Consider the following 26,289-nt stretch of genomic DNA (forward strand, 5'->3'; position numbering starts at 1 on the left):
GCAGATTCACGCGTTAATGCAGCGCATTTAAGCGCAAAACTGCATTAGCGCGTGAGTCTGGGTTGGTGGGCGAGGTGGAGCCGGGCTGGCCCGGCGACGCCGGCTTGGCGCCGCCACCAGGCTGGCGTCAGGAACGCGGCGAAGCCTTGACTCCGCGGCGGATGCGCTCCTGCCAGGCGGTCATGATCCGCTCCGGTGTGGGCCGGGAGATGAGCGAACCGACAACGTAGGCGACAAGCGATGCGCCCAGACCGAAGTAGATCGGCGTGTTTGCCATGAGCCCGTTGACGATCATGAAGATGACGGCCGCGCCCGTGCCTGCGATCATGCCGGCCAGAACGCCGACGATTGTGCCGCGCTTCCACACCAGGCCGCCGACAATCGGGATGAACAGGCCGGCTACGAGGATGTTGTAGGCGATAGTCAGCGCATCGACCACGCTGGTCATGACGCAGGCCAGGATGATCGACACGACACCGAGGCTGACCAGGTAGATGCGCGAGTCGCGCACTTCGTCGCCGGTTTCGCGCACGAGGCTGCCGCGCAGCGCTCCGCCAAGACCCGTACTCGCCGCAGTGCGCTTTGTCAGTGCGGGTTCGACGACATCCTGGCGCAGAACAGTCGAGGCAGCCAGAAGTGCGCCCGAGGACGTCGACATGACGGCCGACAGCGCTGCCGAAAGAACAAGTCCCGCAAACAGCGGTGTCAGTGCGTGTTCGGTGACGGCGGTGAACACCTGGTCAGAGTCTTCGATGCCGGGCACCAGCACGCGGGCGCCCACACCCACAAGGGCGCCGGCGGCACCGTAGAACACGCAGTACACACCCGCGGCAAAACCGCCCCAGCGCGCGGTTTCGGGGGAGCGGGCAGTGAATACGCGCTGCCAGATGTCCTGGCCGATGAGCAGGCCGATGGTGTAGATCAGCACGTAGGTGATGATCATGTTCGGTCCGATGGCCACCGGGTCGAACGCTTCGGGACCCACAACGTCGCGAATGTTGCTGAAGCCGCCGGCGTCTTGCAGCACGATCGGCAGCAGGATGAGGAAGATGCCGACGGTCTGGATGAGGAACTGCACGAAGTCGGTCATAGTGATCGACCACATGCCGCCGAGCATGGAGTAGATCATGACGACAGCACCGCCGATGAGGACTGCCGGCACCCGGTCGATGCCCAGCAGGGAGTGGAAGATCGCGCCGTAGGCAACTGTCGAGGTCGTCGAGATCATCAGGCCGTAGGCAGTCATGATGATGCCCGACACGGTGCGGGAGCCAGCACCGTAGCGCAGCTCCAGCATCTGGGAGACCGTGTAGATTCCCAAACGCTGAATCGTCGGGGCGAAGGCCAGACTGAGGATGATGATGCCAAGGCCGATGCACACCACCAGCCACATTCCAGACAGTCCGTGGACGTATCCCAGCCCGACACCTCCGACGGTGGAAGCCCCGCCGAGAACAACGGCAGCCATCGTGCCCATGAAGACCAGCGGTCCCAACCGCCGGCCGGCCACCAGGAAGTCCTCCTGGTTCTTCGCGCGGATTCGACCCCAAACGCCGAATGCGAGCATGCCGGCAATGTAGACGGCTACGACAGCTGTTTCCATAGTGTTTCTCTCTTGTGGGAAGGATGGCGGGGCAGCGGCTGAAGCTGCCCCGCCAGGTGTGCTTACGGGTGGGCGGTGTCAGACCGTCACGTGGATGAGCGTGGGAACATCAGCGCCCAAAGCCTCGGCGACTGCGCGTTCCAGCTGGTCAGCGCAGTCAGGGTCGGAGGCGCTCAATTCTACGCCCTTGCCGCCGAAGGCTGTGCCCAAAGCGGCGAAGTTCGGCCTGGCCAGGTGGACGGCGAACGGGTCGATGTCCCGTTCCTCCATCTGGGCTTCGATTTCGGCGTATCCGCCGTTGTCGACGATGACCATGGGGATGCCCAGGCGGAGTTCGACGGCCGTCATAACTTCCTGAATGGAGAACATCGCGGCGCCATCACCCACGTGGACGACCACCGGGCGGTCCGGGTCTGCCAGCTTCGCTCCGATGGCGGCGGGAATGCCGTAGCCGAGCGTTGCGAAGCCCGGCATATAAAGAAGCTGGTCTTCCGTGCGGGCTTCCAGCGCGTGGACGGCGCCGTCGTAGGTGACCTGCGAAGAGTCACCCGCAATGACGGTCCCAGGACCACCAGCAGCCGCAATGGCCCGGGTCGTCCACACGCCCACACCGTCGGGGAATTCGCCCTGCCATTCGCGGTTGAGCTCGGCTGTCCGCTCAGCTCCGCCGCGTGCGGGCTGTTCGCCCAGTTCCCTGCTCAGAGCGTCGACGAAAGCGCGGCTGTCGGAGTGGACGAGGATGTCACCGGGCAGGTTCTTGTGCAGCTGGTCGGGGTCGATGTCGCAGCGGATAACGGTCTGGGCCGGCTGATCTGCCGGCTGTTCGGGTGGGCATCCCAGGTGGTCCCACGAATTCACGCCGCGCGCGCCGATCCGTCCGCCCCACAGGTCCGAATCGGCAAGTTCAGAGCCGATCACCAGCAGAACGTCCGCGGTCTGCGACTCCTTCTGCACCGCGGGGAAGCGCACGCTTGCGCCCAGGGCCAGCGGGTGTGATTCGTCAATTGCGCCCTTGCCGTTGGCGGTGGTGACCAGCGGTGCGTCGAGCTTTTCAGCCAGTGCGGTCAACTGCCCTGCCATGCGACGAGCGCCGCCGCCGGCGATGATGAGCGGACGCTCAGCGGCAGTCAGCGCCTGCGCGGCTTCGGCGACAACAGCGTCAGCCGGCTGTGTCGGCTGGATGGTGCGCGGCACCTCGGCGGTTCCGTGCCAGGGGCCTTCGAGAACATCGAGCGGCACCTCGATGTGGATAGGCCCGGGGCGTTCCGAATTGAACCGGGCGAAGGCCTCGGAAACAGCGGCTGCGGCACCTTCTGCGGTGCGGGTGCGCTTGGAGCCGACCAGCAGGTTGTCGATGGCTTCCGCGGTGGCCTTTGTTTCGTGCAGCAGGCCGACGTCGGCCCGTTCGAGCCCGTTGGGCACACCGGGGGACAGGATGAGCATGGGGCGGGATTCCGCGTAGGCGGTCGCGGCTGCCGTGATGACGTTCGTCAGTCCCGGTCCGGAGGTTGTGATGACAACACCGGGTTTGCCGCTGAGCAGGTAGTAGCCGTCCGCGCCGTAGCCTGCGCCCTGTTCGTGGCGGGGTGTGATGGCGCGGATGCCGAAGGTCTCCAGGTGGCGGTAGAACTCGAGATTGTGTGTTCCGGGGATGCCGAACACGGTGTCGACGCCGTGGGCGGCCAGGGCGGCGATGACGGCCAGGCCGCCGTTGCGGTGGGCGTCGTCAACGCGCTCCAAGCGCTCGTTGATGCTGGTCACGTGTGCTCCTTGGCGGTTTTTGGGGATGGACGGGGGATGGGGGTACGAGGTGGAGCTCCCCTCCCGCTGCTGCCGTGTGGGTCAGCGTGCGGGAGGGGAGTGGGTCAGCCGAGGTTGTCGGCGGCGAAACCGGTGGGGCCTTCGGCGCCTTTCTTCTGGGCGGCCCACAGGGAGAGCAGTTCGTAGCCGACCTGTGCTGCGGCCAGGCCGGTGATTTCGGCGTGGTCGTAGGCGGGGGCGACTTCGACGATTTCAGCGCCGACGACGTTGAGGCCCTGGAGGCCGCGGATGGAGTTGAGCAGTTCGCGGCTCGTCATGCCGCCGGCCTCCGGTGTGCCGGTGCCGGGTGCGGCTGCGGGGTCGAGCACGTCGATGTCGACGGAAATGTAGACGGGTGCATCTCCCAGGCGCTTGCGGATGCGAGCGACGATGTCCTGCAGCGGCTGGAACTGGTAGTCATCAGAGCGCAGAATCTGGAAGCCGAGCACGGAGTCGTCTTCGAGGTCCTTCTTGCCGTACAGGGGGCCGCGGATGCCCACGTGCATGCAGCGCTCAAGGTCGAGCAGACCTTCTTCTGATGCGCGGCGGAACGGTGTGCCGTGGGTGTAGGGCGCGCCCATGTAGGTGTCCCACGTGTCCAGGTGCGCGTCGAAGTGCAGAACCGCGATCTTGCCGTGGGTTTTGTACAGCGAGCGGATGTTGGGCAGGGCGAGCGTGTGGTCCCCACCCAGGGTGAGCAGCTTCGCGCCGTCCTTGCGGGCTTCGTCCGCATTGGCTTCAACGGCGGCGATGGCCTCTTCGATGTTGAAGGGGTTCACACCCAGGTCGCCGCAGTCGGCAACCTGCTGCCAGGAGAACGGGTGAACGTCGGTGGCCTGGTTGTAGGGACGCAGCAGTTTGGAGGACTGGCGGATGTGCGAGGGGCCGAACCGGGTGCCGCTGCGGTAGCTGACACCGGCGTCGAAGGGGATGCCGATGATCTTGACGTCGATCGGCTGGCCGGGGCGCTGTGCTTCGACTTCGTCGATGCGCGGCAGCAGGCCGAAGGTCGGCGGGCCGGCAAAGCGCGGGGTCAGGCTGTAGTCGGCGGGGCCCAGGGGCTGGTTGTCGCTCACGTGTTCCTCCTTGTAGCTGGGGATGTTTCCTAAGGCTAAAAGCGTGAGCCGCGCCACGATATGTCCATAATGGCGAATTGAGAACGTATATAGTCCACTGTGTATATAAAAGGGCGTTGAGATATGCCGGTGACGCTGCCACACAGTAGAACGGAGGATGCTCGTGGTTGTTCTGGGAGAGCTGCTCGACAGCCAGGCACTCAGCCTTGAAGTGCACTGTGAACCGGCGGGTGCGCGTACGCAGTCAGTGCGGATCGTCCACGCCTCCGAAGTTCCGAGCATTGATTCGTGGCTGCGTGGCGGGGAAGTCCTCTTAACGGTGGGCGCGCTCGTTGACCTTGCTGACCCTGCGGCCAGTGCCGACTATGCGGCGCGGGTGCGCGCCGGCGGTGCTGTGGCCCTGGGCATCGGCCTGGGGGAGGGGCTACCGCACAGTGAAGTTCCGCCGACGATCGTCGCCGCAGCCAAAAAGGAAGGCCTCGTGCTGTTCGGTGTTCCCCAGCGCACCGCCTTTGTCGACGTCGTCGACGCCTTCACCAGTCTTCGCGAAGCCGAATACGCCCGTGAACTGCACGCGGTGGCATCCGCCCAGCGCTCAATTGCGGGCCTGCTGGCCGGCCCCGGGATGGAAAGGGCGATCGAGTCGCTGCGCTCGCGGCTGGGTGCCGAGGTCGCCGTGCTCAACCCCGCCGGGGTGGTCATTGCGGGAGGTCTGACGGCCGCCGCGGTGGCCGAGGCGGCGGCGACTGCCGTGCGGGCGGCCTTTTCTGCATCGGCCGGCCCGCAGGAGACGGGCCTTTCTGGGCTGGTCCTCTATCCAGTGGGTGCAGCTCCGCTTGCCTGGCTCGCCGTCCGCGACGCAGGGTCCGACCCGCGTTCTTTCAGCCCCCGCGCTCGCAGTCTTGTCCTCACCACGACCGCGGCGCTGCTGCACATCAGCCTCAGCGGCACGGAGCCGCAGGATGCTTCCGCGGTTCTCAATCCGCAGGCCAGCCTTCCCGACCGCCGTGCCGCCTGGCACCTGACAGGAGCGGAAGAAGAAGGGGAGCTGCGCCTCGTGTGCTTGGAGCGGGTTCCGGCCGACCGGGTGCTGTGGCTGGTGGGCTGGCTGGCGGGTGCTGCCGGAGTCGCGGGGGATTCTGCGACGGCGGCGGTTCTGTGCGGGCCGCGGGCGTATCCGCAGGTGCTCAGAATTGCGCGCCTGGCAGGTGCTGAAGTCCGTGATGACGCCGAGGTGGATCTCGAGTCGGCTGCGCACACTGCGGCCGGCTGGTTCGGCGGGGCGGACCCGCAGTCGGAACTCGCGGGACTGTTGGGGTCGGTTGATCCGACGGCGGCCGCCCGCTTTGCCGACCGTGTGCTGGGGCCGCTGGCGAAGGCTCCGCCGGCGTGGATGGTCACGCTGCGGGCCGCCGCGCGCCAAGGGCAGACCGGCGAGCCAGTGGCTGCTGAGCTTGGGCTGCACCGGCACACGGTGCGTGCTCACCTGAAGAAGCTGGGCGACCTTCTGGGACGGGATCTGCGTGACCCTGAACAGCTGCGTTTGGTGCACGTGGCATTGCAGCTGCGTGAACGGAGTCTGACTGACCGGATGTGACAGATCCAACTGAAAAAATTTTTTGCCTGTGGACAGATGTCGAAACCGGTGGAGGATCTGTGGACAGAGCGTGGGTAAAAGATTCGACGGGTGCGGCGTGTTCCGCGACAGCTCGCGGAAACAAGATCACATCGATGTGATTCGCATTGTGCACATGTGTGGACGGCGGTCCGTTCGCCTCTTGTTAACTCTGCGCAAACCGCCGCGAATTACACTGGTGTAACACGAGATATAGGCGTAGTCTCGTACCCGAACACAACATCTTGTGGTTGCTCGACTGTCCGGCACGGAGAGCCGCGCGGCCTGGAAAACCCTCGTCACCTCGAAGGAGACCCGCATGATCACCGTCTACACCAAGCCTTCCTGCGTCCAGTGCACAGCAACGTTCCGCGCCCTGGATGCTCGCGGTCTGGAGTACCGGTCGGTTGACCTCAGCCAGGACCCTGGCGCGCTCGACGTCGTCAAGGCCATGGGCTACATGCAGGCTCCCGTTGTTGTGACGGACAACGACCACTGGTCGGGCTTCCGTCCCGACAAGATCGCCACGCTCGCCGCCGCCGGCGGTGCGGGGGTTGCAGCGGTCTGACAATGCTGATCGTCTACTACTCCAGTGGTTCTGAATACACCCAACGGTTTGTAGAAAAACTGGGGTTGCCCGCCGTGCGGCTGCCCCTCCTGACGAAGGACGACACCCCGTTGGTCAGCGAACCCTTCGTCCTCATCACCCCGACGTACGGGGCCGGTCGCAATGCCGGCTCCACACCGCGTCAGGTGATCAAGTTCCTCAATGTCAAAGAAAACCGCGACAAGATCGTCGGAGTGATCGGCTCCGGAAACACGAACTTCGGCAACAACTTCTGCCGCGCGGCGTACACGGTGGCAGAGAAGACCAAAGTGCCCGTCCTCTACAACTTCGAAATGTTCGGAACGCAAGAGGACGTCGAAAAAGTGAAAGAAGGATTGGAAAAGCTGTGTCAACAACAGCCGCAGACCGCGATCTAGAGGCCATCATCCGCGAGGAAACCGACCTCGACTACCACGCGCTCAACGCCATGCTCAACCTGTACGACAAGGACGGTCGCATTCAATTTGAGCGCGACAAGCAGGCAGCGCGTCAGTTCTTCCTCCAGCACGTCAACAACAACACTGTCTTCTTCCACGACCTGGAAGAGAAGCTCAACTACCTCGTCGAACACCACTACTACGAAAAAGAGGTGCTCGACCAGTACTCGTTCGCGTTCATTTCGGAACTGTCGAAGCACGCCTACTCCAAGAAGTTCCGCTTCCAGACCTTCCTGGGTGCGTTTAAGTTCTACACGTCGTACACGCTGAAGACCTTCGACGGCAAGCGCTACCTGGAGCGCTTCGAAGACCGCGTGGTCATGGTGTCGCTGTTCCTCGCTCGCGGTGACGAAAAGCTTGCCCGCCAGCTCGTCGACGAAATCATCTCCGGCCGCTTCCAGCCGGCAACGCCCACGTTCCTCAACGCGGGCAAGAAGCAGCGCGGCGAAATGGTGTCCTGCTTCCTGCTGCGCATTGAAGACAACATGGAGTCCATCGGCCGGTCGGTCAACTCTGCCCTGCAGCTGTCCAAGCGCGGCGGCGGTGTGGCGTTCTGCCTGACCAACATCCGCGAAGCCGGCGCGCCCATTAAGAAGATCGAAAATCAGTCCTCGGGCGTCATTCCTGTTATGAAGATGCTCGAAGACGCGTTCTCCTACGCCAACCAGCTGGGTGCGCGTCAGGGTGCCGGTGCGGTGTACATGAACGCCCACCACCCGGACATCTACAGCTTCCTGGACACCAAACGCGAAAACGCGGACGAAAAGATCCGCATCAAGACCCTGTCGCTGGGTGTGGTCATTCCGGACATCACGTTCCACCTGGCCAAGAAGAACGAACCCATGTACCTGTTCAGCCCCTACGACGTCGAAAAGGTCTACGGGGTGCCGTTCACCGAAATCTCGGTGACGGAAAAGTACTACGAAATGGTCGACGACGCGCGGATCAAGAAGACCAAGATCAACGCGCGCGAATTCTTCCAGACGCTCGCCGAAATCCAGTTCGAATCGGGCTACCCGTACATCATGTACGAAGACACGGTGAACCGTGCGAACCCCATCAAGGGCCGCATCACCATGTCCAACCTGTGCTCGGAGATCCTGCAGGTGAACTCGGCTTCGACCTACAACGAGGACCTCACCTACAGCCACATCGGCAAGGACATTTCCTGCAACCTCGGTTCGCTCAACATCGCAGCGACCATGGACTCCGAAGACTTCGGACAGACCGTCGAGGTCGCCATCCGCGGTCTGACGGCGGTGTCGGAAACCTCGAACATCGCATCCGTGCCCTCGATTGAGCGCGGCAACTCGATGTCGCATGCCATCGGCCTGGGGCAGATGAACCTGCACGGCTACCTGGGTCGCGAACGGATCCACTACGGCTCCGAAGAGGGCCTGGACTTCACCAACATGTACTTCTACACCGTGGCCTTCCACGCGGTGCGCGCATCCATGGAGATTGCCAAGGAACGCGGCCGCACCTTCGAAGGCTTCGAAGACTCGAAGTACGCATCCGGTGAGTACTTCGACAAGTACACCGAACAGGAATGGAAGCCCCGCACCGAGCGTGTGGCGCAGATCTTCGAAGAAGCCGGTGTGCACATTCCCACGCAGGACGACTGGGCCAAGCTGCGCGACGAAGTCGCCAAGCACGGCATCTACAACCAGAACCTGCAGGCTGTGCCGCCCACGGGCTCGATTTCCTACATCAACAACTCGACCTCGTCGATTCACCCGATTGCCGCTCCGGTGGAAATCCGCAAGGAAGGCAAGATCGGCCGCGTGTACTACCCGGCACCGCACATGACGAACGACAACCTGGAGTACTTCCAGGATGCCTACGAAATCGGTCCAGAGAAGATCATCGACACATACGCTGAGGCCACCCAGCACGTGGACCAGGGCCTGTCGCTGACGCTGTTCTTCAAGGACACCGCCACCACCCGCGATGTCAACAAGGCCCAGATCTACGCCTGGACCAAGGGCATCAAGACGGTCTACTACAGCCGTATCCGCCAGATGGCGCTGACCGGCACGGAAGTCGAAGGCTGCGTTTCCTGCATGCTGTGATCAGCTGTAGGGGAACAGAAGGGGATAACAGTGACACAGACACGTGACTTCGGGCTGACCGACCGGGCCGAAGCGATCAACTGGAACCGCATCGAGGACGACATCGACCTCGAGGTGTGGGATCGACTCACATCGAATTTCTGGCTGCCGGAAAAGGTTCCGCTGTCCAATGATACCCAGTCGTGGGCCACGCTCAGCGACGACGAAAAGTGGATGACCATGCAGGTGTTTGCGGGGCTGACCCTGCTGGACACCATTCAGGGCACCATCGGCGCAGTGTCGCTGCTGCCGGATGCGCTGACTCCGCACGAAGAGGCCGTGTACACCAACATCTGCTTCATGGAGTCGGTGCACGCGAAGTCGTATTCGTCGATCTTCTCGACCCTGTCGAGCACCCGTCAGATTGACGAAGTGTTCCGCTGGGCAAAGGAAGAGCCCACCCTGCAGAAGAAGGCGAAGGTCGTCACCGACCTGTACCACGGGGACGACCCGCAGAAGCGCAAGATCGCTTCCACCCTGTTGGAATCGTTCATGTTCTACTCGGGCTTCTACCTGCCTCTGTACTGGTCGTCACGCGCCAAGCTGACGAACACGGCCGACCTCATTCGGCTGATCATTCGCGACGAGGCCGTGCACGGCTACTACATCGGGTACAAGTACCAGCAGAACCTCAAGAACGAATCCGAACAGCGCCGTCAGGAGCTCAAGGACTTCACCTACGAAGTCCTGTTCGACCTGTACGAAAACGAAGTTGCCTACACCCACCTGATCTATGACCGGGTGGGCCTGGCAGAGGACGTCAAGAAGTTCCTCAACTACAACGCGAACAAGGCGCTCATGAACCTCGGCTATGAGGCTATGTTCCCGGCGGAAGTCACGGATGTGAACCCGGCTATTCTGTCCTCGCTCAACCCGAACGCGGACGAAAACCACGACTTCTTCTCGGGCAGCGGCTCCAGCTACGTCATCGGCAAGGCCGAATCCACCGAAGACGACGACTGGGACTTCTAAGCCCTCCGCCTCAGCGCGAACAGCAGCGGCCCGGAACTGTGAGAACAGTTCCGGGCCGCTGCTTTTTTGTGCCCTGGGCTTCGGTTTGTGCCCACACTCTGCCCGCGTTCTGCTGACTCTCTGCACGCATAGCGCCGGGCACCAAACGGGGAGCCGGAAGTACCTTGCAGCCGCATTCCGGGCGCTCGGACGCGAACGCTTGCGGGTTTCACGGGCATTTTCATGTGTTCGATGGGTGCCGGTGATAGGCGGTAACACGCTCGAAAGGTGAGACGCGAAATGTGACTTCCGCTGTGCGGCGCGGAACAGACAGGAAATGCGGCGGGCTCGCAATGCCGTGTATTCACGGGGGCGCTCCTGTTTCGCATCGTCCGTGCGCAGATAAACAAAAACGGTAATACAAAGTTGAACTAACGTTTTATATGCGGTTTTGCTAATTTATTTCTAAGCGGTTTCACAGAACGCGCAACGTGTGCATCCAGGTGGATCGCGAAAAATGCTGAGGCTCCGGCCTTAAAACTGATGCAAAGGAATTGAATCCATGACTACGTTCTCTAAGGCCGTATGCGCGGCCTCAGTCGCGGCTGTTCTCGGACTCTCGATGGGTGTTTCCGCTCCGGCCGTCCTCGCACAGCCCGCCCCTCAGGTACAGAAGGGCAACATCGACTTCTCCGAGAAGGGTTCGCTGACCCTCTACAAGAAGAAGGGCGCTGAATCCGACACCCCTGCCACCGGTAAGGAAATGCAGAACGTGCCGGGTGAGGCACTCAACGGTGTGACCTTCAAGATCACCAAGCTGAACTTCGACCTTGAAAACGGCGACTGGACGAAGTTCCCGAAGACTGCGGCTGACGTGAAAGACGCTGACAAGAGCGCAACGACCTTCGAGAAGACAACCGCGGGCGAAGGCGCAGCCAAGTTCTCTGACCTGCCGTTGGGCATCTACCTGGTTGAAGAAACCAAGACCCCTGACGGCATCGTTGCCGGTGCGCCCTTCATCGTTTCGATCCCCATGGTGAACGAAGCTTCGGACGCATGGAACTACGACGTCATTGCGTACCCGAAGAACACCGAAACCAAGACCGAAAAGACCGTCAAGGATGCCGACAAGAACATCCAGGACGCCTACACCTACACCATCAACGCTGACGCTCCCACCTGGGGTGAAGGCAAGAGCCTGACCGCCTTCCGCTTCGAGGACCAGCTGGACCAGCGCCTCGACTTCCAGAAGGTTACCGAAGTCAAGGCTGGTAACACGGTTCTTCAGGCTGGCGACTACGAAGTCAATGATCCGAAGGCTAACGGCAACAAGCTCGTCGTCAAGCTGACCGAACAGGGTCTTGCCAAGGTTAAGTCCGGTGACAAGCTCTCGCTGACCTTCGAAACGAAGCGCAAGGAAGTCGGTGACACCACCGAACTGAAGAACCAGGCTGAGGTCATCTTCAACAACCCGAACACCGGTAAGGAAGTCAAGGACAAGACCAACGAAGTCGTCACCTACCACGGCAAGCTCAAGGTCGTGAAGAAGGACGGCAAGGAAGCTAACAAGGTCCTTGAAGGCGCTGAATTCGAGCTCTACCAGTGCACCTCGGCCTCTGATCTTGGCGAAAAGGTGACCGTAAAGAATGTTTCCACGTGGACCACCGGTGCTGACGGAACCTTCAGCATTGACGGTCTGCACGTCACGGACTTCGAAGACAACAAGGAAGCTCCGGCGACCAAGAAGTTCTGCCTGAAGGAAACCAAGGCACCTGCTGGCTACGTTCTGCCTGAAAAAAACGTCACCGAGATCGACTTCACCCGTGAGAACATCGCGAGGACTGGCGAGCTCAAGGGTGATGACGAGGTCACGCTCGTTTCCGAGATCGACAACGTCAAGCAGGACACCCCGAACCTGCCGATGACCGGTGGTGCGGGTGTCGGCCTCCTCGGTGCTCTTGGTGCCCTGATCGCCGCTGCCGGTGTGTGGTTCGCTCGCCGCAACGCCAAGCAGGCTCAGGCCGAGTAAGACCCAGGGAAATCCATGAGCCCACTGGGCTCTGGACGGTGGGGCAGTGAACAGGTGCTGCGCACTACCCCACACAAACCCACTCAGTGATACAGACCTGGGAGTCATGCGGTGGAGAGCAACCCCACATCAACTTTGAAGCGAACCGTCACGAACGGCCAGTACGGCAAGGCGAAGGAGAACAGCCTGATGCTGCCGGCCATCGTGGTGATCCTCGGTTTGCTCGTGATGATGTACCCGGTTGTCTCCACCGCATGGAACAACTACGGAGCGTCGAAAGCTGCCGAAGAATACGCGCAGCTGGACAAGGACACTCCCGAAGAAGTCAAAAATACTCAGTGGGACAACGCGCACGAATACAACGAACAGCGTACTTCCGGCCCGATCCTCGACCCGTGGCTCAACGACATCAGCCCAGACAACCCCGAGTATGCGGAGTATCTGGACCAGCTGAGTGAGAACGATGCCATGGCTCGGCTTATCTTCCCGAAGATCGGTGCGGATCTGCCCATCTACCACGGAACTTCGGACGATGTTCTGCAGAGGGGACTGGGGCACCTGTACGGATCTGACCTTCCCGTTGGCGGCAGAGGAACCCATTCGGTCATCACCGGTCACACGGGACTGTCGAACGCCACCATGTTCGACAACCTCAGCAAAGCCGAAGAGGGCGACGCCTTCTACGTGCAGGTCTCAGGCCACAAACTCAAGTACGAAATCGATCAGATCAAGGTGGTCCTTCCCGACCAGACCGAAGATCTGGGGCCGGACGAAAGCGGCGACTACATCACGCTGATCACGTGCACGCCGTACGGAGTGAACACGCACCGGCTCTTGGTGCGCGGACACCAGGTTCCCCTGGATCCAACGGACGAAGGCGTGTTCGATCAGAACCACACCGGCGGATGGCAGTGGTGGATGTACGCGCTCCTGGCAGCAGCACTGGCTATCGGCACTGGTTTTGTCTGGTGGGCGCGACGACAGCGCAAACGCAACAATGCAGCAGCCAGCGCGAACAACAGCAAGGGACTGTCGTCCGGCACACAGAAGCAGTCGGATGACAACTACTGAACTTGGTGAACAGATGACTATGAAACGACACGCAGTGTCATGGGGCAGAACGGCAGCGGTGCTGCTGGCCGTATGCGCCGTGCTCTGTGCTCTTGGTTTTGCGGGTGTCAGCCCCGCACATGCCGCCAAAGTTGTTGGGCAGGCGAGTTCGGGCAGCGGAAAGAACACTCCGGGCACTGACATCGTCACCATCACCATCAGCCCCGGCAATCCCGAAGACGACCACTCGCCGGCCGCCGGCAAGGTTTCCGGTGTGACTGTCAAACTTGAACGGCTGGAAGGCGTTTCGGCCGAGAACTCATCCGACATGAAGCGGGTCGAATCCGCCTCGGTCGATGATGTTTCCGCATGGCCGAAAGACCGCTCGTTCAGCAAGGTCACGAACGCTGCAGGATCCGCGAAGTTCGCAAGCCTGCCGAAGGGCATCTATCTGGCGAGCTCATCGGCGCCCGATGACAGCTACCGCGAGATCAACTCGTTCCTTGTAGCAGTCCCGTTCCACAGCGGACCGCAGGGTGATTCGCCGGTTGAAGGCGTCATCGTCGCCAAATCGCGCTCTCCCCAGGGCCCACCGCCGGGCAATGAACCTCCGCCAACGCCGCCTGTTGTGGATACACCGGAAAAGCCGAAGACCCCGCAGGGTCACGACCAGTCGATGCCCGTTACGGGTGCTCAGGTCACCATCATCGTCATCATCGCCGCCGTGCTCATCGGCGCCGGATTCATCATCATCGTTGCCAGCAGAAGAAAGTCAGAGGGTGGGAAGAAATGAGGCACACACTTCCATTCCGCCTGTCGAAAGAACAGCACACGATCATGCGGGTGCTTGCCGTGTTTGCCGTGCTGGCAGCGCTCATCGCCAACGGACTCGCAGTCATTCCAGGCCCCACGCCGGCACAGGCGCAGACGCAGACCATTCCCGTCAGCCCGACGAAGCGCGACTTTACGAACACTTCTACTCAGAACACCTACACGTTCACGGTGGACGCTGATGCGACCATGAATAGTCTTGACTTCAACGTGACTGGCAACTACTTCTTGCTTGAATACGACCTCATGGTCAACGGCAAGAGTCTGAAGAAAGAGACTTTTTCTTCGTCGCAAGAGCTGCCGTATTCCAAGACAGTCAGCGGCCTTAACGCCACCCTGAAGAAGGGTGACAAGATCGACCTGTACTTGAGGTTCAATTATCCCAAGGTAAAGGGCACGGTCTCCATAGCCCCGAAGGGCACCGTGGGCGGTACCACTCCGCCTCCGACTGATCCGGACCCTACGCCGAACCCGACGACTGTGACGCCGGCAGCGCCGACGGCAGTAGACCCGAAGGCTGCCGCTCAGTGTGTGGAGAAGGGCTACATCGACATTCCTGGCACACAGGGTGTTGACTACTACATTGCGGACCAGAAGAAATCTGCCGGGCAGTATTTCTTCGAAGGGACAAAGCCTGCCACCGTCAAGGTCACGGCCAAGGCACGTTCTGGCTATCAGATTGCTTCTGGCGCTACGACTGAGTGGTCGTTCAACATGAGTGGTCAGGTCAAGAGTTGCTCAGGTGAGCCCACCCCACCGCCAGACGGTCGTACATTCAAAGCCACTGGACATGGGTTTTCACTGCAGGGCGATCCGGTTGATCCAAACAGGCCCGACACCTTCACGGCAAAAGTCGGTGAGGACGCGAAGCTCAACTACATCACAGTGCGCATCAAAACTGACGCCACGTTCCTTGACCCGCAACACTACCAGCTGACCGTCGACAAGATTGAAGACGGCGTGACGCTGCAGAAGCGCAACGTCAAAATCGGCAACGGCTACATCACCATGGACGTTGTGCCGATGAAGAACGGCAAACAGGTCGACTCGGCAGTTCTGCCCAAAGACGCAGTGTTCACATTTACCAATGACCTCGCCCAGAACAAGAACCTGGAAGTTGAGCTGGACGCATACGGCACAAAGTCTGCAGATCCCACTGACCCGCCCATCATTTCCCCGCCAGACGGGGCGAAATGGGTTCACGGGCGCGTTGCGAATCCTTCTGTCCCTATGACTTGTGGCCTGCGCATTGCGGTCGTCGCTGACCTGTCGACGTCGTTGAACTACGCTGATAATGCGAACGGTTTCGAAGAGTCGAAAAAAGCTACAAATGCCTTCATCGATGCTCTCGCAGGCACTCCCGCTGAACTCGGTATCTACAATTTCGCGAGCACCGCTCCAGCGAATAACGCAGGATCGACCGCTGGCAATAACCCGCCCTACATTTCCATGCAGACAACGGCTGGAGTCAACCAGGCAAAACGTGTCGTCGACAATTGGGCTTATAACGAGAACAACAGTGCGACGAACTGGCAAGCAGGTTTGCAGCAGGTCAAAGCTGGGAACTATGACGTGGTGTACTTCATTACCGACGGTATGCCCACAACATCGTCCACGATCCAGAGCAAAGGAATCGGTGGAGAGTTTGTTCAGGCAAGTGCACTCAACGATGCAATTGACGCAGCGAATGAACTCAAAAAACAAGGCACCCGCGTGGTCCCGCTCATGGTCGACCTGACACTTGGTGGACGAACCAGCCAACGCCCTGTTGTGACGAATGATCTAGTGCTCAAAGACGCCAAACGCATTGGCTGGCAAGCAGATCCGGGGCAAGCTCCAGGTTTGTACTACAAAATTCGAAGTGACCACCCGAAGGCTATACACGCCAATTACATCGGCACCGATACTTTGGTGAATCTGAAAATGGCATATGACGGGGCTGGTAATCAGACCCTGCAGGTGTTTGAGCGTCTACCCAATGGGAGGCAGGAGACGGTCACTTCCAACATGTCTAGGTGGACCTACGGTACACGTGACGTCAAGACGATGGGTGAAGACATCTCGGGCACAGGCGATACTGTTCGAATCACTAACTACAGTGGTCTGGCTGCGCAGATGAAGTCGATCGCCCAGGACCTCTCCAAGAAATGCAACGGCGAAGTGATCGTCAAGAAGCGCATCGTCGATGAGAACGGCAAGGTTCTCTCCGACGGTGAGCCAGGCTGGGAATTCACTCTGTCCGCTAACGGCCAAAAGGTCATTGATCCCGGAAATGGTTCACTCGTCACCCAGTGGCGCAAAGTCACCTCTTGGAGGGAAGAGGACAAGGGCACCGCACGCTGGGGAATCCAGAGTGAAACGGCGCAGGATCTCACGCTTACCGAAACGCAGAAGGAAGGCTACTCGCTGTACCAACGCGACGGCAAGAACGCCGTCTGTCAGGAAACCCGCGATGGCAAAACCGCGCCACTTGATGTTCAAAATGATGGCGAGTTCGGCTTTAAAGTGCGAATGAACGAGAAAGACAAGGTGCTTTCACGCGTGTCCTGCGTGGTTGACAACTACAAGGCACCGGAAACACAGCCAGGAAAGCTGACCTTCAAAAAGGCACAGTACGTGGACGGCAAGATCACAGATATGCCTGGACTGGGCGGTGCGACCTTTGAGATCTATCCGGCTAAGGACGGCAAGCCCGACTACAGCGCTGGTAAGCCGCTGTACACCATCACGCCCGGTCAGGAATCTATCGAGGTGAAGACAACAGGTACGTTCTTCCTCGTGGAGACCAAAGCGCCGAAGGGACTGAACCTGCTGCCGCACCCGGTCAAGTTCGAAATCGCAATGGATCAGAACACCAAGAAGTACACGATTTCGGCTGGTACGAGCAATGGCCTGATCACAACAAGGGGTACGGGTGAGGCAATGATCCTGACGGTTGCTGACACCAAATCCGGTGAACTGCCCAAGACCGGTGGTAACGGTGTGGCATGGTGGGCAGCAGGCGGTATGGCCATCGCTGCGGCAGGTGCCCTGATCATGTATCGCAGGCGCGCCTGAGGCTCAGCCACAAACCTGGCGGTCAGCACCGAGGTAATATAAATCGCACGCCGACAACGATTGAGGCCCGCACCCCAATAGGGGGGGGGGCCTCAGCGTTCAGCTGAATCAGTTCAGTCCTTGGCAGCCTTTGTTGATTTGCGCCACCAGTAGATCAGCATCAGAACAATTACCGCGGCCGCTACGAGGATTGCCCACATCCACCACTGCCACTGCATGCCGGAACCGTCAAACACAGAATCGTCACTGGGATCCATAGGAACCCGATGTCCAGTTACCAGCAGACGGTGCGTGTTGATGCCATACGGCGTGCAGGTGATGAGGGTTACCAGGTCTTTGCCCTCTTCCCTCCTGATGGAACTGGTGTCAGAAGGCTCAACAACCTGAATATCGTCAACCTCGTACTTCAGCTTTTTACCGCTGACCGCAATGTAGAAAGCATCGCCCTTCTGCACCTTTTCGAGGTTGTCCCACATCGTCGCATCCTGCAGGCCCGTGTGAGCCGACAGAGCAGAATGCCGCCCCTCGCCCTCACCCTTGCCGCCCACAGGGAAGTCCGTCCCGTACAGGTGACCGGCGCCTCGGGTGAGGGCCTTTTCCGACGTCCCGTGGTAAATCGGCAGATCAGAATTGATAGACGGAATGACGACCCTACCCAGAGCATCCGTTTCCGACAGCACCGACAGGTACTTTTCATAGCGCTTGTACTCGGGTGAATCTTCGTCATCCGAAGTTGTCCACGCATCTTGAACGCTGATCTGGCCCAAGGCCGCGTTGTAGGTGTGTGCATCATCCCAGGCCGTGTTCAGAGCCTCGGGCGAAGCCTTCTTTTCCAACTGCGAATACTCATCAGCTGCGCGACGCTGCTGAAAATTGTTCCACTGGGTGGCTGCAACAGGGTAGAGCAGCACCCCCAAACCGACGACCACCAGTACGAAGGCGATAAGGGCATTGCCATTGATGCCCTTGCGCTTCTTCTTCGCCGGCTTGCTGCGCCTGCTGGGCGAAACCGGTGTGCGATCGCCGTCGCGACCGGCGTCCCGTGTGTTCGCCTGACCGCCGCCATGAGAGTGCTGCTCCATATTCTCCTGCTGTGAGTTCTGGGCTTAAGCGCCCTCAGTCGTTCCAGGCCCACACGTCTTCGCCGCGCAGTGAAACCTCTGCACCGCCGTCAACGTAGATGGTCTGACCGGCCATGTGGGTGTTGGCCGGTTCCGTGATCCAGATGAGTGCGTCAGCCACGGATTCCGGCGGCTGGTGGTAGTTCAGCGGCATGGGGACCTGCTGGTCAACATACGCCGTCATTTCCGGCGTGGACAGAAGCTCTTCCGTCATGGGTGTCAGCACGGTGCCCGGGGCAATCGCGTTGACCGGAATGCCGGCGCCAGCCCATTCGTCAGAAATCGAAGCGCGGCGCACCCAGCGCGACAGAGCGCGCTTAGACGACGGGTAGGAAACGTAGCCGGTCATCGGATCATCCGACACGTGGCCTTCAGCGATCTCAAGGGCCTTGGCTTCGTCCCCGGCAAGCATCGCATCGACCATGGCGGGGTCATTCGGCTGCAGCGACGCCATTGACGACACAACGGCAACCCGCGGGGCCTCCGACTTCTTCAGAGCCGGCAGCAAAGCCTCAAGAAGCTCAACCACGCCGAAGTAGTTCACCGACACAGTCTTCGGAATGGGCGCGGAAATACCAGCGCAGGCGATGACAGCGTCAACTGTCCCGCCGGCAAGTTCAACAGCGGAAGCGACAGCCTGCGAACGGCCCTCCCGGGTGGACAGGTCAGCTTCAACATCAGCGTTCTTCAGGTCGATTCCGACAACGCGGTCACCGCGTTCACGCAGAATCTTGGCGGTCGTGGCACCGATACCCGAAGCCGAACCGGTGACAACATAGGTGCGGGTCATGGTCTCTGCCTTCCTCCGCCCAGTCAGCTGCGGGCGGTTAGCGTCATGACGGCGTTCTGCCGTCACTTCTAATCTAACCGGCTCAAGGCGAACACGGGCTGAAAACCCAGCGCGCAGATCACGCTCGCTTACGCAGTGGGACGCGGCCCGCTCAGTGCCCCTGCTCAGAACTGGGCTGAGCAGCCCAGGCTTCGCTCAGTAGCCCAGTCGTGCGTTTTCGAGGACCGGCAGCGCGCTCTTGGCCTTGTCGATCACGCCGAATTCAATGTCTGTAACGATCAGCTGCTCACCCTGCCCGTCTTCCTGCGCGATCGGTGCGCCAAACGGGTCGACAACCAGCGAACCGCCCACACCCGTCGGGGCGTCAGCCGGCACCTCGACCCCCGAAACCTTCGGATCAGCCTGGTCAACGGCAGAGACGATCATGTTGGAATCCAGTGCCCGCACCCGTGCCAGCAGATCCCACTGGTAGAGCTTGCCCGGGCCCGCACCCCAGGATGCGGACACCAGCGCCAACTGCGCACCCGCGCGGGAAAGCTCCGCAAACAGCTTCGGGAAGCGAATGTCGTAGCAGATGGCAAGACCGACGGTCACACCTTCGACGTCGACTGTGACAATGTCACTGCCCGGCTCCACCGTGTCGGACTCACGGAACCCAAAGGCGTCGTACAGGTGGATCTTTTCGTACGCTACGCGCCGGGCAGCAGGGGAGTAGACCGCCAGCTGATTGACCACACGATCCCCGTGCGCCAAGAACTCACCGGCGACAATCGTCAGTTCGTGCTCATCCGCAAGCGCCTGCATCCGCTCCTGCCACGCCGCGGCGTGCTGCCGGGTGTCCTCACGCAGTCCCGGGCCGAACGACCGCATCGTCGCCTCCGGAAACTGCACCAGGACAGCTCCGGCTTCAGCGGCCGAACGCACATAGTCCTCGACCTTGCTCACATTGGCCGAAACATCGGGAGTCGTATTGATCTGTGCAAGCGCAATCTTCATACGCTCACCGTACCCCCGCCGAGGTGGAAGGGACAGATCTGTCGACCTCCGCCTCGTGCGGGTAGGGAAAGGCGGCTCCGCACAGCGGAGCCTCAGAAGATCCGGCCGCGCAGATCCTCGACGGCTGCCCGGTACTCGCTTTCCAGACGGTCCACGACCGAGGCGACCGGCAGCTTTTCGCGCACCGCGCCAATGCCCTGACCGGAGCCCCAGATGTCCTTCCACGCCTTCGACTTCGACGACCCACCGCTGCCGAAGTTCATCTTCGAAGGATCAGATTCGGGCAGATTGTCCGGGTCCATGCCGGCGGCCTCAATCGAACCGCGCAGATAGTTGCCGTGCACTCCCGTGAACAGGTTCGAGTACACAACGTCGCTGGCGCCGGAATCCACAATCATGTCGCGGTAGCCCTCAACAACATTCGCTTCGGGGCTGGCCAAAAATGCCGAACCGACATAGGCGAAGTCCGCCCCTGCGGCCTGCGCGGCCAGAACTGAGGTTCCGTGGGCGATGCTTCCCGACAGCAGCAGGGGACCGCCGAACCATTCGCGGATCTCACGGATGAGCGCAAACGGCGACAGCGCACCCGCGTGCCCACCAGCTCCGGCAGAAACGGCAATCAGGCCGTCCGCGCCCTTCTCAATGGCCTTGTGGGCAAAGCGGTTGTGGATGACATCGTGCAGCACAATGCCGCCATAGGAATGGACAGCCTCGTAGACATCTTCGCGTGCACCCAGCGAGGTGATGACAATCGGCACCTTGTGGTCCACAACAACGCCGAGGTCGTGCTCAATGCGGTCATTGGAGCGGTGCACGATGAGGTTCGCGGCAAACGGACCCACGGGAGTGCCGGGGTTGTTCTTCGCGAATTCGGCATTCGATTCGCGAATCTCGTCAAACCAGTCCGACAGCGCTTCCTGCGGGCGGGCGTTGAGCGTGGGGAAAGAGCCGATGATCCCCGCCTGGCACTGGGCCTTCACGAGCTCGGGACCCGATGCGATGAACATGGGGGATGCCACAATCGGCAGGCGCAGATCAGCGCGCAGCTGTTCGGGAAGTTCAGCGCGTTCGACAGTCATAAAGCTCCTTCGATCTGAGTGTCCGACATCACTTTAGACGACAAACGCCCCGCCGGAGGGCGGGGCGTTCGCATGCTGGTCAGGGTGAGCTGATCAGCAAGTTCCTTGAGGGGCAGCCGGGGCCGGCTGACAATTCGGTTTGTTCACCGGTTTGTCAGCGGTCCTTGAATTCGGGCTTGCGCTTCTCAACGAAAGCGCCCATGCCTTCCTTCTGGTCTTCTGTAGCCAGCGAGGAGTGGAACAGACGACGCTCGTACACCAGGCCCTGGTCGAGCGTGGTTTCGAATGCCGCGTTGACGGCCTCCTTCACCATGGCCGAAGCAATAAGCGACTTCGATGCGATGACACCAGCTGCTTCGCGGGCCGTGTCCATGAGTTCGTCATGCGGCACAACGCGAGCCACGAGGTTCGATTCGAGGGCTTCGTCAGCCTTGATGAAACGGCCGGTCAGGCACAGGTCCATGGCCTTGGCCTTGCCGATCGCGCGGGTCAGGCGCTGCGATCCGCCCATGCCCGGCAGAACGCCGAGGTTGATCTCCGGCTGGCCGAACTGAGCGCGGTCCGAGGCGATGATGAAGTCACACATCATCGCCAGTTCGCATCCGCCACCCAGGGCGTAGCCGTTGACGGCTGCAATGATCGGCTTGCGGACCTCACGCAGGCGGTTCCAGCCGACGAAGAAGTCTTCGCGGTAGGCCTCGGCGAATTCGAGCGAGGCCATCTCCTTGATGTCAGCACCGGCTGCGAATGCCTTGTCGCCGTCACCGGTGATGATGATTGCGCGGACATCGTCAGAGGCGTCGAATTCAGCAAGAGCCGCCGTGACGTCCTTCATGACCTGCGAGCTCAGCGGGTTCATGGGTCCCGGAGCCAGGGTGATGGTGCCGATTTTGTCCGAAATGTCGACCTTGATGGTTTCGTACTGGGTCACTGGAAAACCTTTCGTGCTGCGGGTTCTGTCAGGACTTCCTGGACGAGTTCGCTGGTGACTTCCTCCAGGGTGGCCGGCTTCCACTGCGGGTTGCGGTCCTTGTCGATGACCTGGGCGCGGATGCCCTCGGCCAGGTCGTTGTGCTTGCCGAGGTTGATGCCGGTGCGCAGGTCGCGCTCCAGGACCTCTTCGAGGCTCATGTCGCCGGCGGTGCGGATCGATTCGAACGTCACCTTCAGGCTCAGCGGCGACTTCGTTTCGATGAGGTCAGCCGTCTTGGCGCCCCATTCGGTGCCAAGGGAGCGCAGGCGCTCGAGGATTTCCTCGACCGAACCGGCAGAGAATGCGTGGTCGATAGCTTCGCGGTGCTCGGCGAGTTCATCAGCCGGAGCCTCCGTCGCGAACTCCTTGAGAACAGCCTCGGCTTCTGCCGGACGCTTGGCCAGTTCGGCTGCGACCTCATCGAGCTTGGCGTCTTCGATGTAGTAGTCAGCAAGACCGGCGGCAAGTGCGGCCCCCGCGCCGACCGGCAGACCGGTCAGGCCCAGGTACATGCCAACCGCACCGGGAGCCTGCGCCAGCAGGTAAGTACCGCCGACGTCCGGGAAAAGGCCGATGGTGGTCTCCGGCATGCCGATCTTGGTGCTGTCGGTGACAACGCGGTGCGAACCGTGCACCGAAATGCCAACGCCGCCGCCCATCGTGATGCCGTTCATGAACGCCACATAGGGCTTGGGGAAGCGGGCGATCCGGTCGTTCATCACGTACTCTTCGCCGAAGAACTGCAGGTTCGCGTCGGTGCCGTCGAGCAGGGAAGCGTGGATGGCCTTGATGTCACCGCCGGCGCACAGGCCGCGCTCGCCGCGGCCGGTGACGAGCACAGCCTTGATCGAATCGTCGTCCTGCCACTTGGCCAGGGCCTCGTTGACGATGTCGATCATTTCCTGGTTGAGCGCGTTGATTGCACGCGGCTTGTTCAGTTCAATGCGTCCCAGGCCGCCTTCGGCGCTGAGGACGACGGGGGTTTCTTCACTCAACTTATGCAACTCCTGTGCTCTTGCGCGAAATGATGACGCGCATGATTTCGTTCGTGCCTTCAAGGATCTGGTGTACGCGCAGGTCGCGGACCAGCTTCTCCACACCGTACTCGTGCAGGTAGCCGTAGCCGCCGAACAGCTGGAGGGCACGGTTGGCAACATCAAAGCCGGTGTCGGTGGCCTTGAGCTTGGCCATCGCCGACAGCAGGGTCGTGTTTTCGTGCTTCGCGTCGTAGGCCTGGGCGGCGCGCCACAGGAGCGAACGGGCGGCTTCGAGGTCGGCCTGCATCTGGGCGACTTCAAAACGCAGTGCCTGGAACTGGTTGAGGTCCTGGCCGAATGCCTGACGTTCACCCAAGTACTGCACGGCCTTTTCCAGTGCCGACTGGCCACCGCCGAGCGATGCGGCGCCGATGTTGAGGCGACCGCCGTCCAGACCGCTCATAGCGGCCTTGAAGCCTTCACCTTCCTCGCCGACCAGGTTTTCCACGGGAACGCGAACGTTTTCCATGATGACCTGGCGGGTGGGCTGTGCGTGCCAGCCCATCTTGATTTCGTCGGGTCCGAAGTCCAGGCCCTCCATGCCCTTTTCCAGGATGAAGGCTGAGATTCCGCGGGCGCCGTCCTGGCCGGTGCGTGCCATGACCAGGTAGATGTCGGATGCGCCTGCACCGGAAATGAACTGCTTGACGCCGTTGAGGATGTAGTGGTCGCCGTCGCGACGGGCCGAGGTGCGCAGACCGGCCGCGTCGGAACCGGCGTTCGGCTCGGTCAGGCAGTAGCTGGCAAGGTTTTCGAAGGTCACGAGCTTCGACAGGTAGCGCTCGTGCTGGTCTTCGTTGCCGAAGCGCTCGATGACCGAGGCAACCATGTTGTGAATCGAGATGTACGAAGCAACCGCGGGGCAGCCGGTCGACAGGTTTTCGAAGATGAGAGCTGCGTCCATACGGCCCAGGCCGGAACCGCCCTTGTCTTCGTCAATGTAGATGCCGCCCATGCCCAGGTCCGCGGTCGACTTGATGACGTCGACGGGGAAGTGCGAATTGGCATCCCATTCGAGAGCGTGCGGTGCCAGCTGTTCGTCTGCGAACTCGCGGCACATGTTCGCAAGTTCGAGCTGGTCATCGCTCAGCCCAAAGGGCAGAGAAGCCGCAGTGCTGCGTGCCATGTTGTTGCCTCCAAAATTTAGTAGGACGTCAAACAAAGTCGCCGCCAGTGTAGCCGGTGTCACACCTTTTCGTCACACGCACCGGTGTTGGGCATCTGCCGGGGGAGTGAACATTCGGTGCGCGAGGTGCCGGGAGGGCCGAGATGGAGGGAGGGGGCGAGGTGCCGGGAGGGTGAGGTGGAGAGAGGCGAGGTGTCGGGAGGGTGAGGTGGAAAGGGGTGAGGTGCCGCGACCGGGGGAGTGCTCAGTCCTCTGCCAGCGCTGTACGGTGCTCGGCCAGCAGCTGCAGCAGCAGGTCCATGCGCTCGCCCTCAATGCCGGGGTGGGTGAACACCTCGCGGTTCAGGGCGTCAGTTGCAGCGAGCGAGAGTTCACGTCCAGCTTCGGTCAGCTGCACGATCGTCGACCGGCCGTCTTCCGGGTGTGGGGTGCGTTTGACGAGGCCCGCTCGCTCCAGCCGGTCCACTGCGTTCGTCGTCGAGGTCGGGTGAACCTGCAGGCGGCGTGAGACGACGGACATCGGAAGCTCGCCGTGGCTGCTGAAGCGCAGAAGGGTCAGGAGTTCGTACCGGGCGAAAGTCAGTTTCAACGGCCGCAGGGCACGGTCGATGCGAGCCATGAGCAGCTGTTGGGAGCGCATGATGCTGGTGGTCAGCGTCATGCCGTCAGCCGCTTCGGCGTAGCCGTGGGCTTCCCACTGGCGCCGTGCTTCCCGGATCGGGTCGAAGTTCTCAGCCATAGTCGGGCTGAGTCTATGGTGCTTGTGTGGTCGAGCGCACATCTGCGTCTACGGGCGGGCCGCCGCGCCATGTCATAAGCAGGTCAATGCGCCTAGATATAAGCAGTGCGATGATGGCTGTATGTGTGGTCGCGTGAATATGGCGGTGGACCCGGCATCTTTGGTTGATGAGCTCGATGTCGACTCGTTCCGCTGGAACGTGCCCGAAAGCTATAACGTGCCTCCCGGCTCGCCCCTGCCGATCATCCTCGACCGCGTCGATGCGGACGGGCAGGTGACGAGGCGGCTGGAGGCGGCCCGCTGGGGGCTGGTTCCAGGGTGGGCTAAAGACGACAAGATCGGCTTCCGCGCATTCAATGCCCGGTCGGAAACCGTTGACTCCAAACCCATGTTCCGGTCGGCCTTCACATCTAGGCGCTGTGCGGTTGCCGTCAACGGCTACTACGAATGGGAAAAGACCGAATCCGGCAAACAGCCCTGGTATATGCACGCCGATGGTGATGACTGGATTTTCATGGCGGGCCTATTTGAACTGCGCCAGCAGCCGCCGGAGCAGGCCGATCAGTCAGAGGCAGACCCGTCTGTGCTTGACGGGTGGTTGGTTTCGACGACGATGCTGACCCTGCCCGCACGTGGGCATCTGGAACAGGTGCACCACCGCATGCCCCTTTTCTTAGAGCGGGATCAGATAGGGCAGTGGCTCAATCCGGCAGTTGATTCCAAGGCCGATACCGGCCAGCTGCTCGGGGGGCTCCTGGAGGGTGTTGACCCGGACCGCATCAAGAGGCACGAGGTGGGTGTCGAGGTGGGCAATGTCCGCAATAACTGGCCAGGTCTCGCTGATCCCGCCTGAGTGAGCTTAGGACAGTGTCTTCCCTGGTAGCGGCATACGAAGCGTGGCGCACCTCACTCGAATTCGGCTTGCAAAGCTGAATGCGGTCGGTCTAGAGTTATATCTCGTTCCCAGGAGCGTGGAAGCGGTCCGGAACAGAGGAAGATTAACTGCGGCGAATCAAGAATTTGCAGGCAGATGAACTTCAGGCTAAGATAGCCAAGCGCTCAAATTGCTGAGCGCGAGACTTTCACCTTTGATGAAGTGCTCACTGTTGTGGGTGTGGATTTTTTGTGTGTCTGTTCTTTGTCAACTCAATAGCGTGTTTGTTTGTTTCGTGGTGCCAGATATTTTTGTTTCTGGCCATGGAATTTTTTTGATTTGTAGCAGGATGATGCTGGCAGCACTGTGTGTTGTTGGTGTTGTTTT

General features: G+C 60.9%; 21 protein-coding genes. 10 read left to right on the forward strand and 11 right to left on the reverse strand.

The genetic code is table 11. From position 1 onward, the window contains the following. Positions 1-127: 127 nt before the first annotated feature. From HMPREF3087_RS09080 to speB, 3 genes are all read right to left on the reverse strand, one after another. Positions 128-1,603, reverse strand: a complete 1,476-nt coding sequence (locus HMPREF3087_RS09080; protein WP_062020259.1) for a sodium:solute symporter family protein — start codon at positions 1,601-1,603, stop codon at positions 128-130. A 78-nt stretch (positions 1,604-1,681) separates the two neighbouring features. Continuing rightward, complete coding sequence (locus HMPREF3087_RS09085; protein WP_070428898.1) at positions 1,682-3,364, reverse strand: thiamine pyrophosphate-binding protein; 1,683 nt, start codon at positions 3,362-3,364, stop codon at positions 1,682-1,684. Between the two features lie 104 nt (positions 3,365-3,468). Then, positions 3,469-4,479 carry an agmatinase gene (gene speB, locus HMPREF3087_RS09090; protein WP_070428899.1) on the reverse strand — a complete coding sequence of 337 codons (1,011 nt, stop codon included), beginning with the start codon at positions 4,477-4,479 and terminating at the stop codon, positions 3,469-3,471. A gap of 163 nt (positions 4,480-4,642) precedes the next feature. Between speB and HMPREF3087_RS09095 the strand changes: the two genes are divergently transcribed. The 9 genes from HMPREF3087_RS09095 (at position 4,643) to HMPREF3087_RS09135 (ending at position 17,167) form a co-directional block, all read left to right on the forward strand. Then, positions 4,643-6,076, forward strand: coding sequence for a PucR family transcriptional regulator (locus tag HMPREF3087_RS09095; RefSeq protein WP_070428900.1), 1,434 nt, complete (start codon positions 4,643-4,645; stop codon positions 6,074-6,076). A gap of 337 nt (positions 6,077-6,413) precedes the next feature. Continuing rightward, the gene (gene nrdH, locus HMPREF3087_RS09100) at positions 6,414-6,662 is read left to right on the forward strand and encodes a glutaredoxin-like protein NrdH (protein ID WP_019175977.1); all 249 of its coding nucleotides are present in this window, start codon (positions 6,414-6,416) and stop codon (positions 6,660-6,662) included. A 2-nt stretch (positions 6,663-6,664) separates the two neighbouring features. Continuing rightward, positions 6,665-7,078 (forward strand): class Ib ribonucleoside-diphosphate reductase assembly flavoprotein NrdI, encoded by a 414-nt coding sequence (gene nrdI / locus HMPREF3087_RS09105; RefSeq protein WP_070428901.1) that lies wholly within the window; start codon positions 6,665-6,667, stop codon positions 7,076-7,078. A gap of 5 nt (positions 7,079-7,083) precedes the next feature. Then, entirely contained in the window at positions 7,084-9,210 is a 2,127-nt protein-coding gene (nrdE, locus tag HMPREF3087_RS09110) for a class 1b ribonucleoside-diphosphate reductase subunit alpha (protein ID WP_370919334.1), read from the forward strand. Between the two features lie 30 nt (positions 9,211-9,240). After that, positions 9,241-10,221 carry a class 1b ribonucleoside-diphosphate reductase subunit beta gene (nrdF, locus tag HMPREF3087_RS09115; protein ID WP_176745028.1) on the forward strand — a complete coding sequence of 327 codons (981 nt, stop codon included), beginning with the start codon at positions 9,241-9,243 and terminating at the stop codon, positions 10,219-10,221. 541 nt (positions 10,222-10,762) lie between these two features. Then, entirely contained in the window at positions 10,763-12,229 is a 1,467-nt protein-coding gene (locus tag HMPREF3087_RS09120; protein WP_070428902.1) for a SpaH/EbpB family LPXTG-anchored major pilin, read from the forward strand. Between the two features lie 135 nt (positions 12,230-12,364). Further along, the gene (locus tag HMPREF3087_RS09125; RefSeq protein ID WP_070428903.1) at positions 12,365-13,300 is read left to right on the forward strand and encodes a class C sortase; all 936 of its coding nucleotides are present in this window, start codon (positions 12,365-12,367) and stop codon (positions 13,298-13,300) included. A 13-nt stretch (positions 13,301-13,313) separates the two neighbouring features. Beyond that, positions 13,314-14,072 (forward strand): isopeptide-forming domain-containing protein, encoded by a 759-nt coding sequence (locus HMPREF3087_RS09130; protein WP_070428911.1) that lies wholly within the window; start codon positions 13,314-13,316, stop codon positions 14,070-14,072. Then, positions 14,069-17,167 (forward strand): SpaA isopeptide-forming pilin-related protein, encoded by a 3,099-nt coding sequence (locus HMPREF3087_RS09135; protein WP_256173088.1) that lies wholly within the window; start codon positions 14,069-14,071, stop codon positions 17,165-17,167. Before HMPREF3087_RS09130 ends, HMPREF3087_RS09135 begins: the two co-directional genes overlap by 4 nt. Positions 17,168-17,280: 113 nt before the next feature. Here HMPREF3087_RS09135 and HMPREF3087_RS09140 read toward each other — a convergent pair whose 3' ends face one another. From HMPREF3087_RS09140 to HMPREF3087_RS09175, 8 genes are all read right to left on the reverse strand, one after another. Beyond that, positions 17,281-18,249 (reverse strand): class C sortase, encoded by a 969-nt coding sequence (locus HMPREF3087_RS09140; protein ID WP_176745029.1) that lies wholly within the window; start codon positions 18,247-18,249, stop codon positions 17,281-17,283. A gap of 34 nt (positions 18,250-18,283) precedes the next feature. Continuing rightward, positions 18,284-19,078, reverse strand: coding sequence for an SDR family NAD(P)-dependent oxidoreductase (locus tag HMPREF3087_RS09145; protein ID WP_070428904.1), 795 nt, complete (start codon positions 19,076-19,078; stop codon positions 18,284-18,286). A gap of 195 nt (positions 19,079-19,273) precedes the next feature. Then, positions 19,274-20,074, reverse strand: a complete 801-nt coding sequence (locus HMPREF3087_RS09150) for a nitrilase-related carbon-nitrogen hydrolase (protein WP_070428905.1) — start codon at positions 20,072-20,074, stop codon at positions 19,274-19,276. Between the two features lie 92 nt (positions 20,075-20,166). Further along, a complete protein-coding gene (locus HMPREF3087_RS09155; RefSeq protein ID WP_070428906.1) occupies positions 20,167-21,153 on the reverse strand; it encodes an NAD(P)H-dependent flavin oxidoreductase in 987 nt (328 codons plus the stop codon). A 154-nt stretch (positions 21,154-21,307) separates the two neighbouring features. Then, positions 21,308-22,084 carry an enoyl-CoA hydratase-related protein gene (locus HMPREF3087_RS09160; RefSeq protein WP_062020238.1) on the reverse strand — a complete coding sequence of 259 codons (777 nt, stop codon included), beginning with the start codon at positions 22,082-22,084 and terminating at the stop codon, positions 21,308-21,310. After that, a complete protein-coding gene (locus HMPREF3087_RS09165) occupies positions 22,081-23,121 on the reverse strand; it encodes an enoyl-CoA hydratase/isomerase family protein (RefSeq protein ID WP_070428907.1) in 1,041 nt (346 codons plus the stop codon). The genes HMPREF3087_RS09160 and HMPREF3087_RS09165 overlap by 4 nt, the downstream gene beginning before the upstream one ends. A gap of 1 nt (position 23,122) precedes the next feature. Continuing rightward, the gene (locus HMPREF3087_RS09170) at positions 23,123-24,289 is read right to left on the reverse strand and encodes an acyl-CoA dehydrogenase family protein (protein ID WP_070428908.1); all 1,167 of its coding nucleotides are present in this window, start codon (positions 24,287-24,289) and stop codon (positions 23,123-23,125) included. A gap of 244 nt (positions 24,290-24,533) precedes the next feature. Further along, the gene (locus HMPREF3087_RS09175) at positions 24,534-25,028 is read right to left on the reverse strand and encodes a MarR family winged helix-turn-helix transcriptional regulator (protein WP_070428909.1); all 495 of its coding nucleotides are present in this window, start codon (positions 25,026-25,028) and stop codon (positions 24,534-24,536) included. 121 nt (positions 25,029-25,149) lie between these two features. On the opposite strand from HMPREF3087_RS09175, the gene HMPREF3087_RS09180 reads away from it, so the two are divergent. Continuing rightward, the gene (locus tag HMPREF3087_RS09180; protein ID WP_070428910.1) at positions 25,150-25,881 is read left to right on the forward strand and encodes an SOS response-associated peptidase; all 732 of its coding nucleotides are present in this window, start codon (positions 25,150-25,152) and stop codon (positions 25,879-25,881) included. Positions 25,882-26,289: the final 408 nt, after the last annotated feature.

Origin of the sequence: Brevibacterium sp. HMSC22B09 (assembly GCF_001806795.1) — a bacterium.
GTDB classification, from domain to species: Bacteria; Actinomycetota; Actinomycetes; order Actinomycetales; family Brevibacteriaceae; genus Brevibacterium; species Brevibacterium ravenspurgense.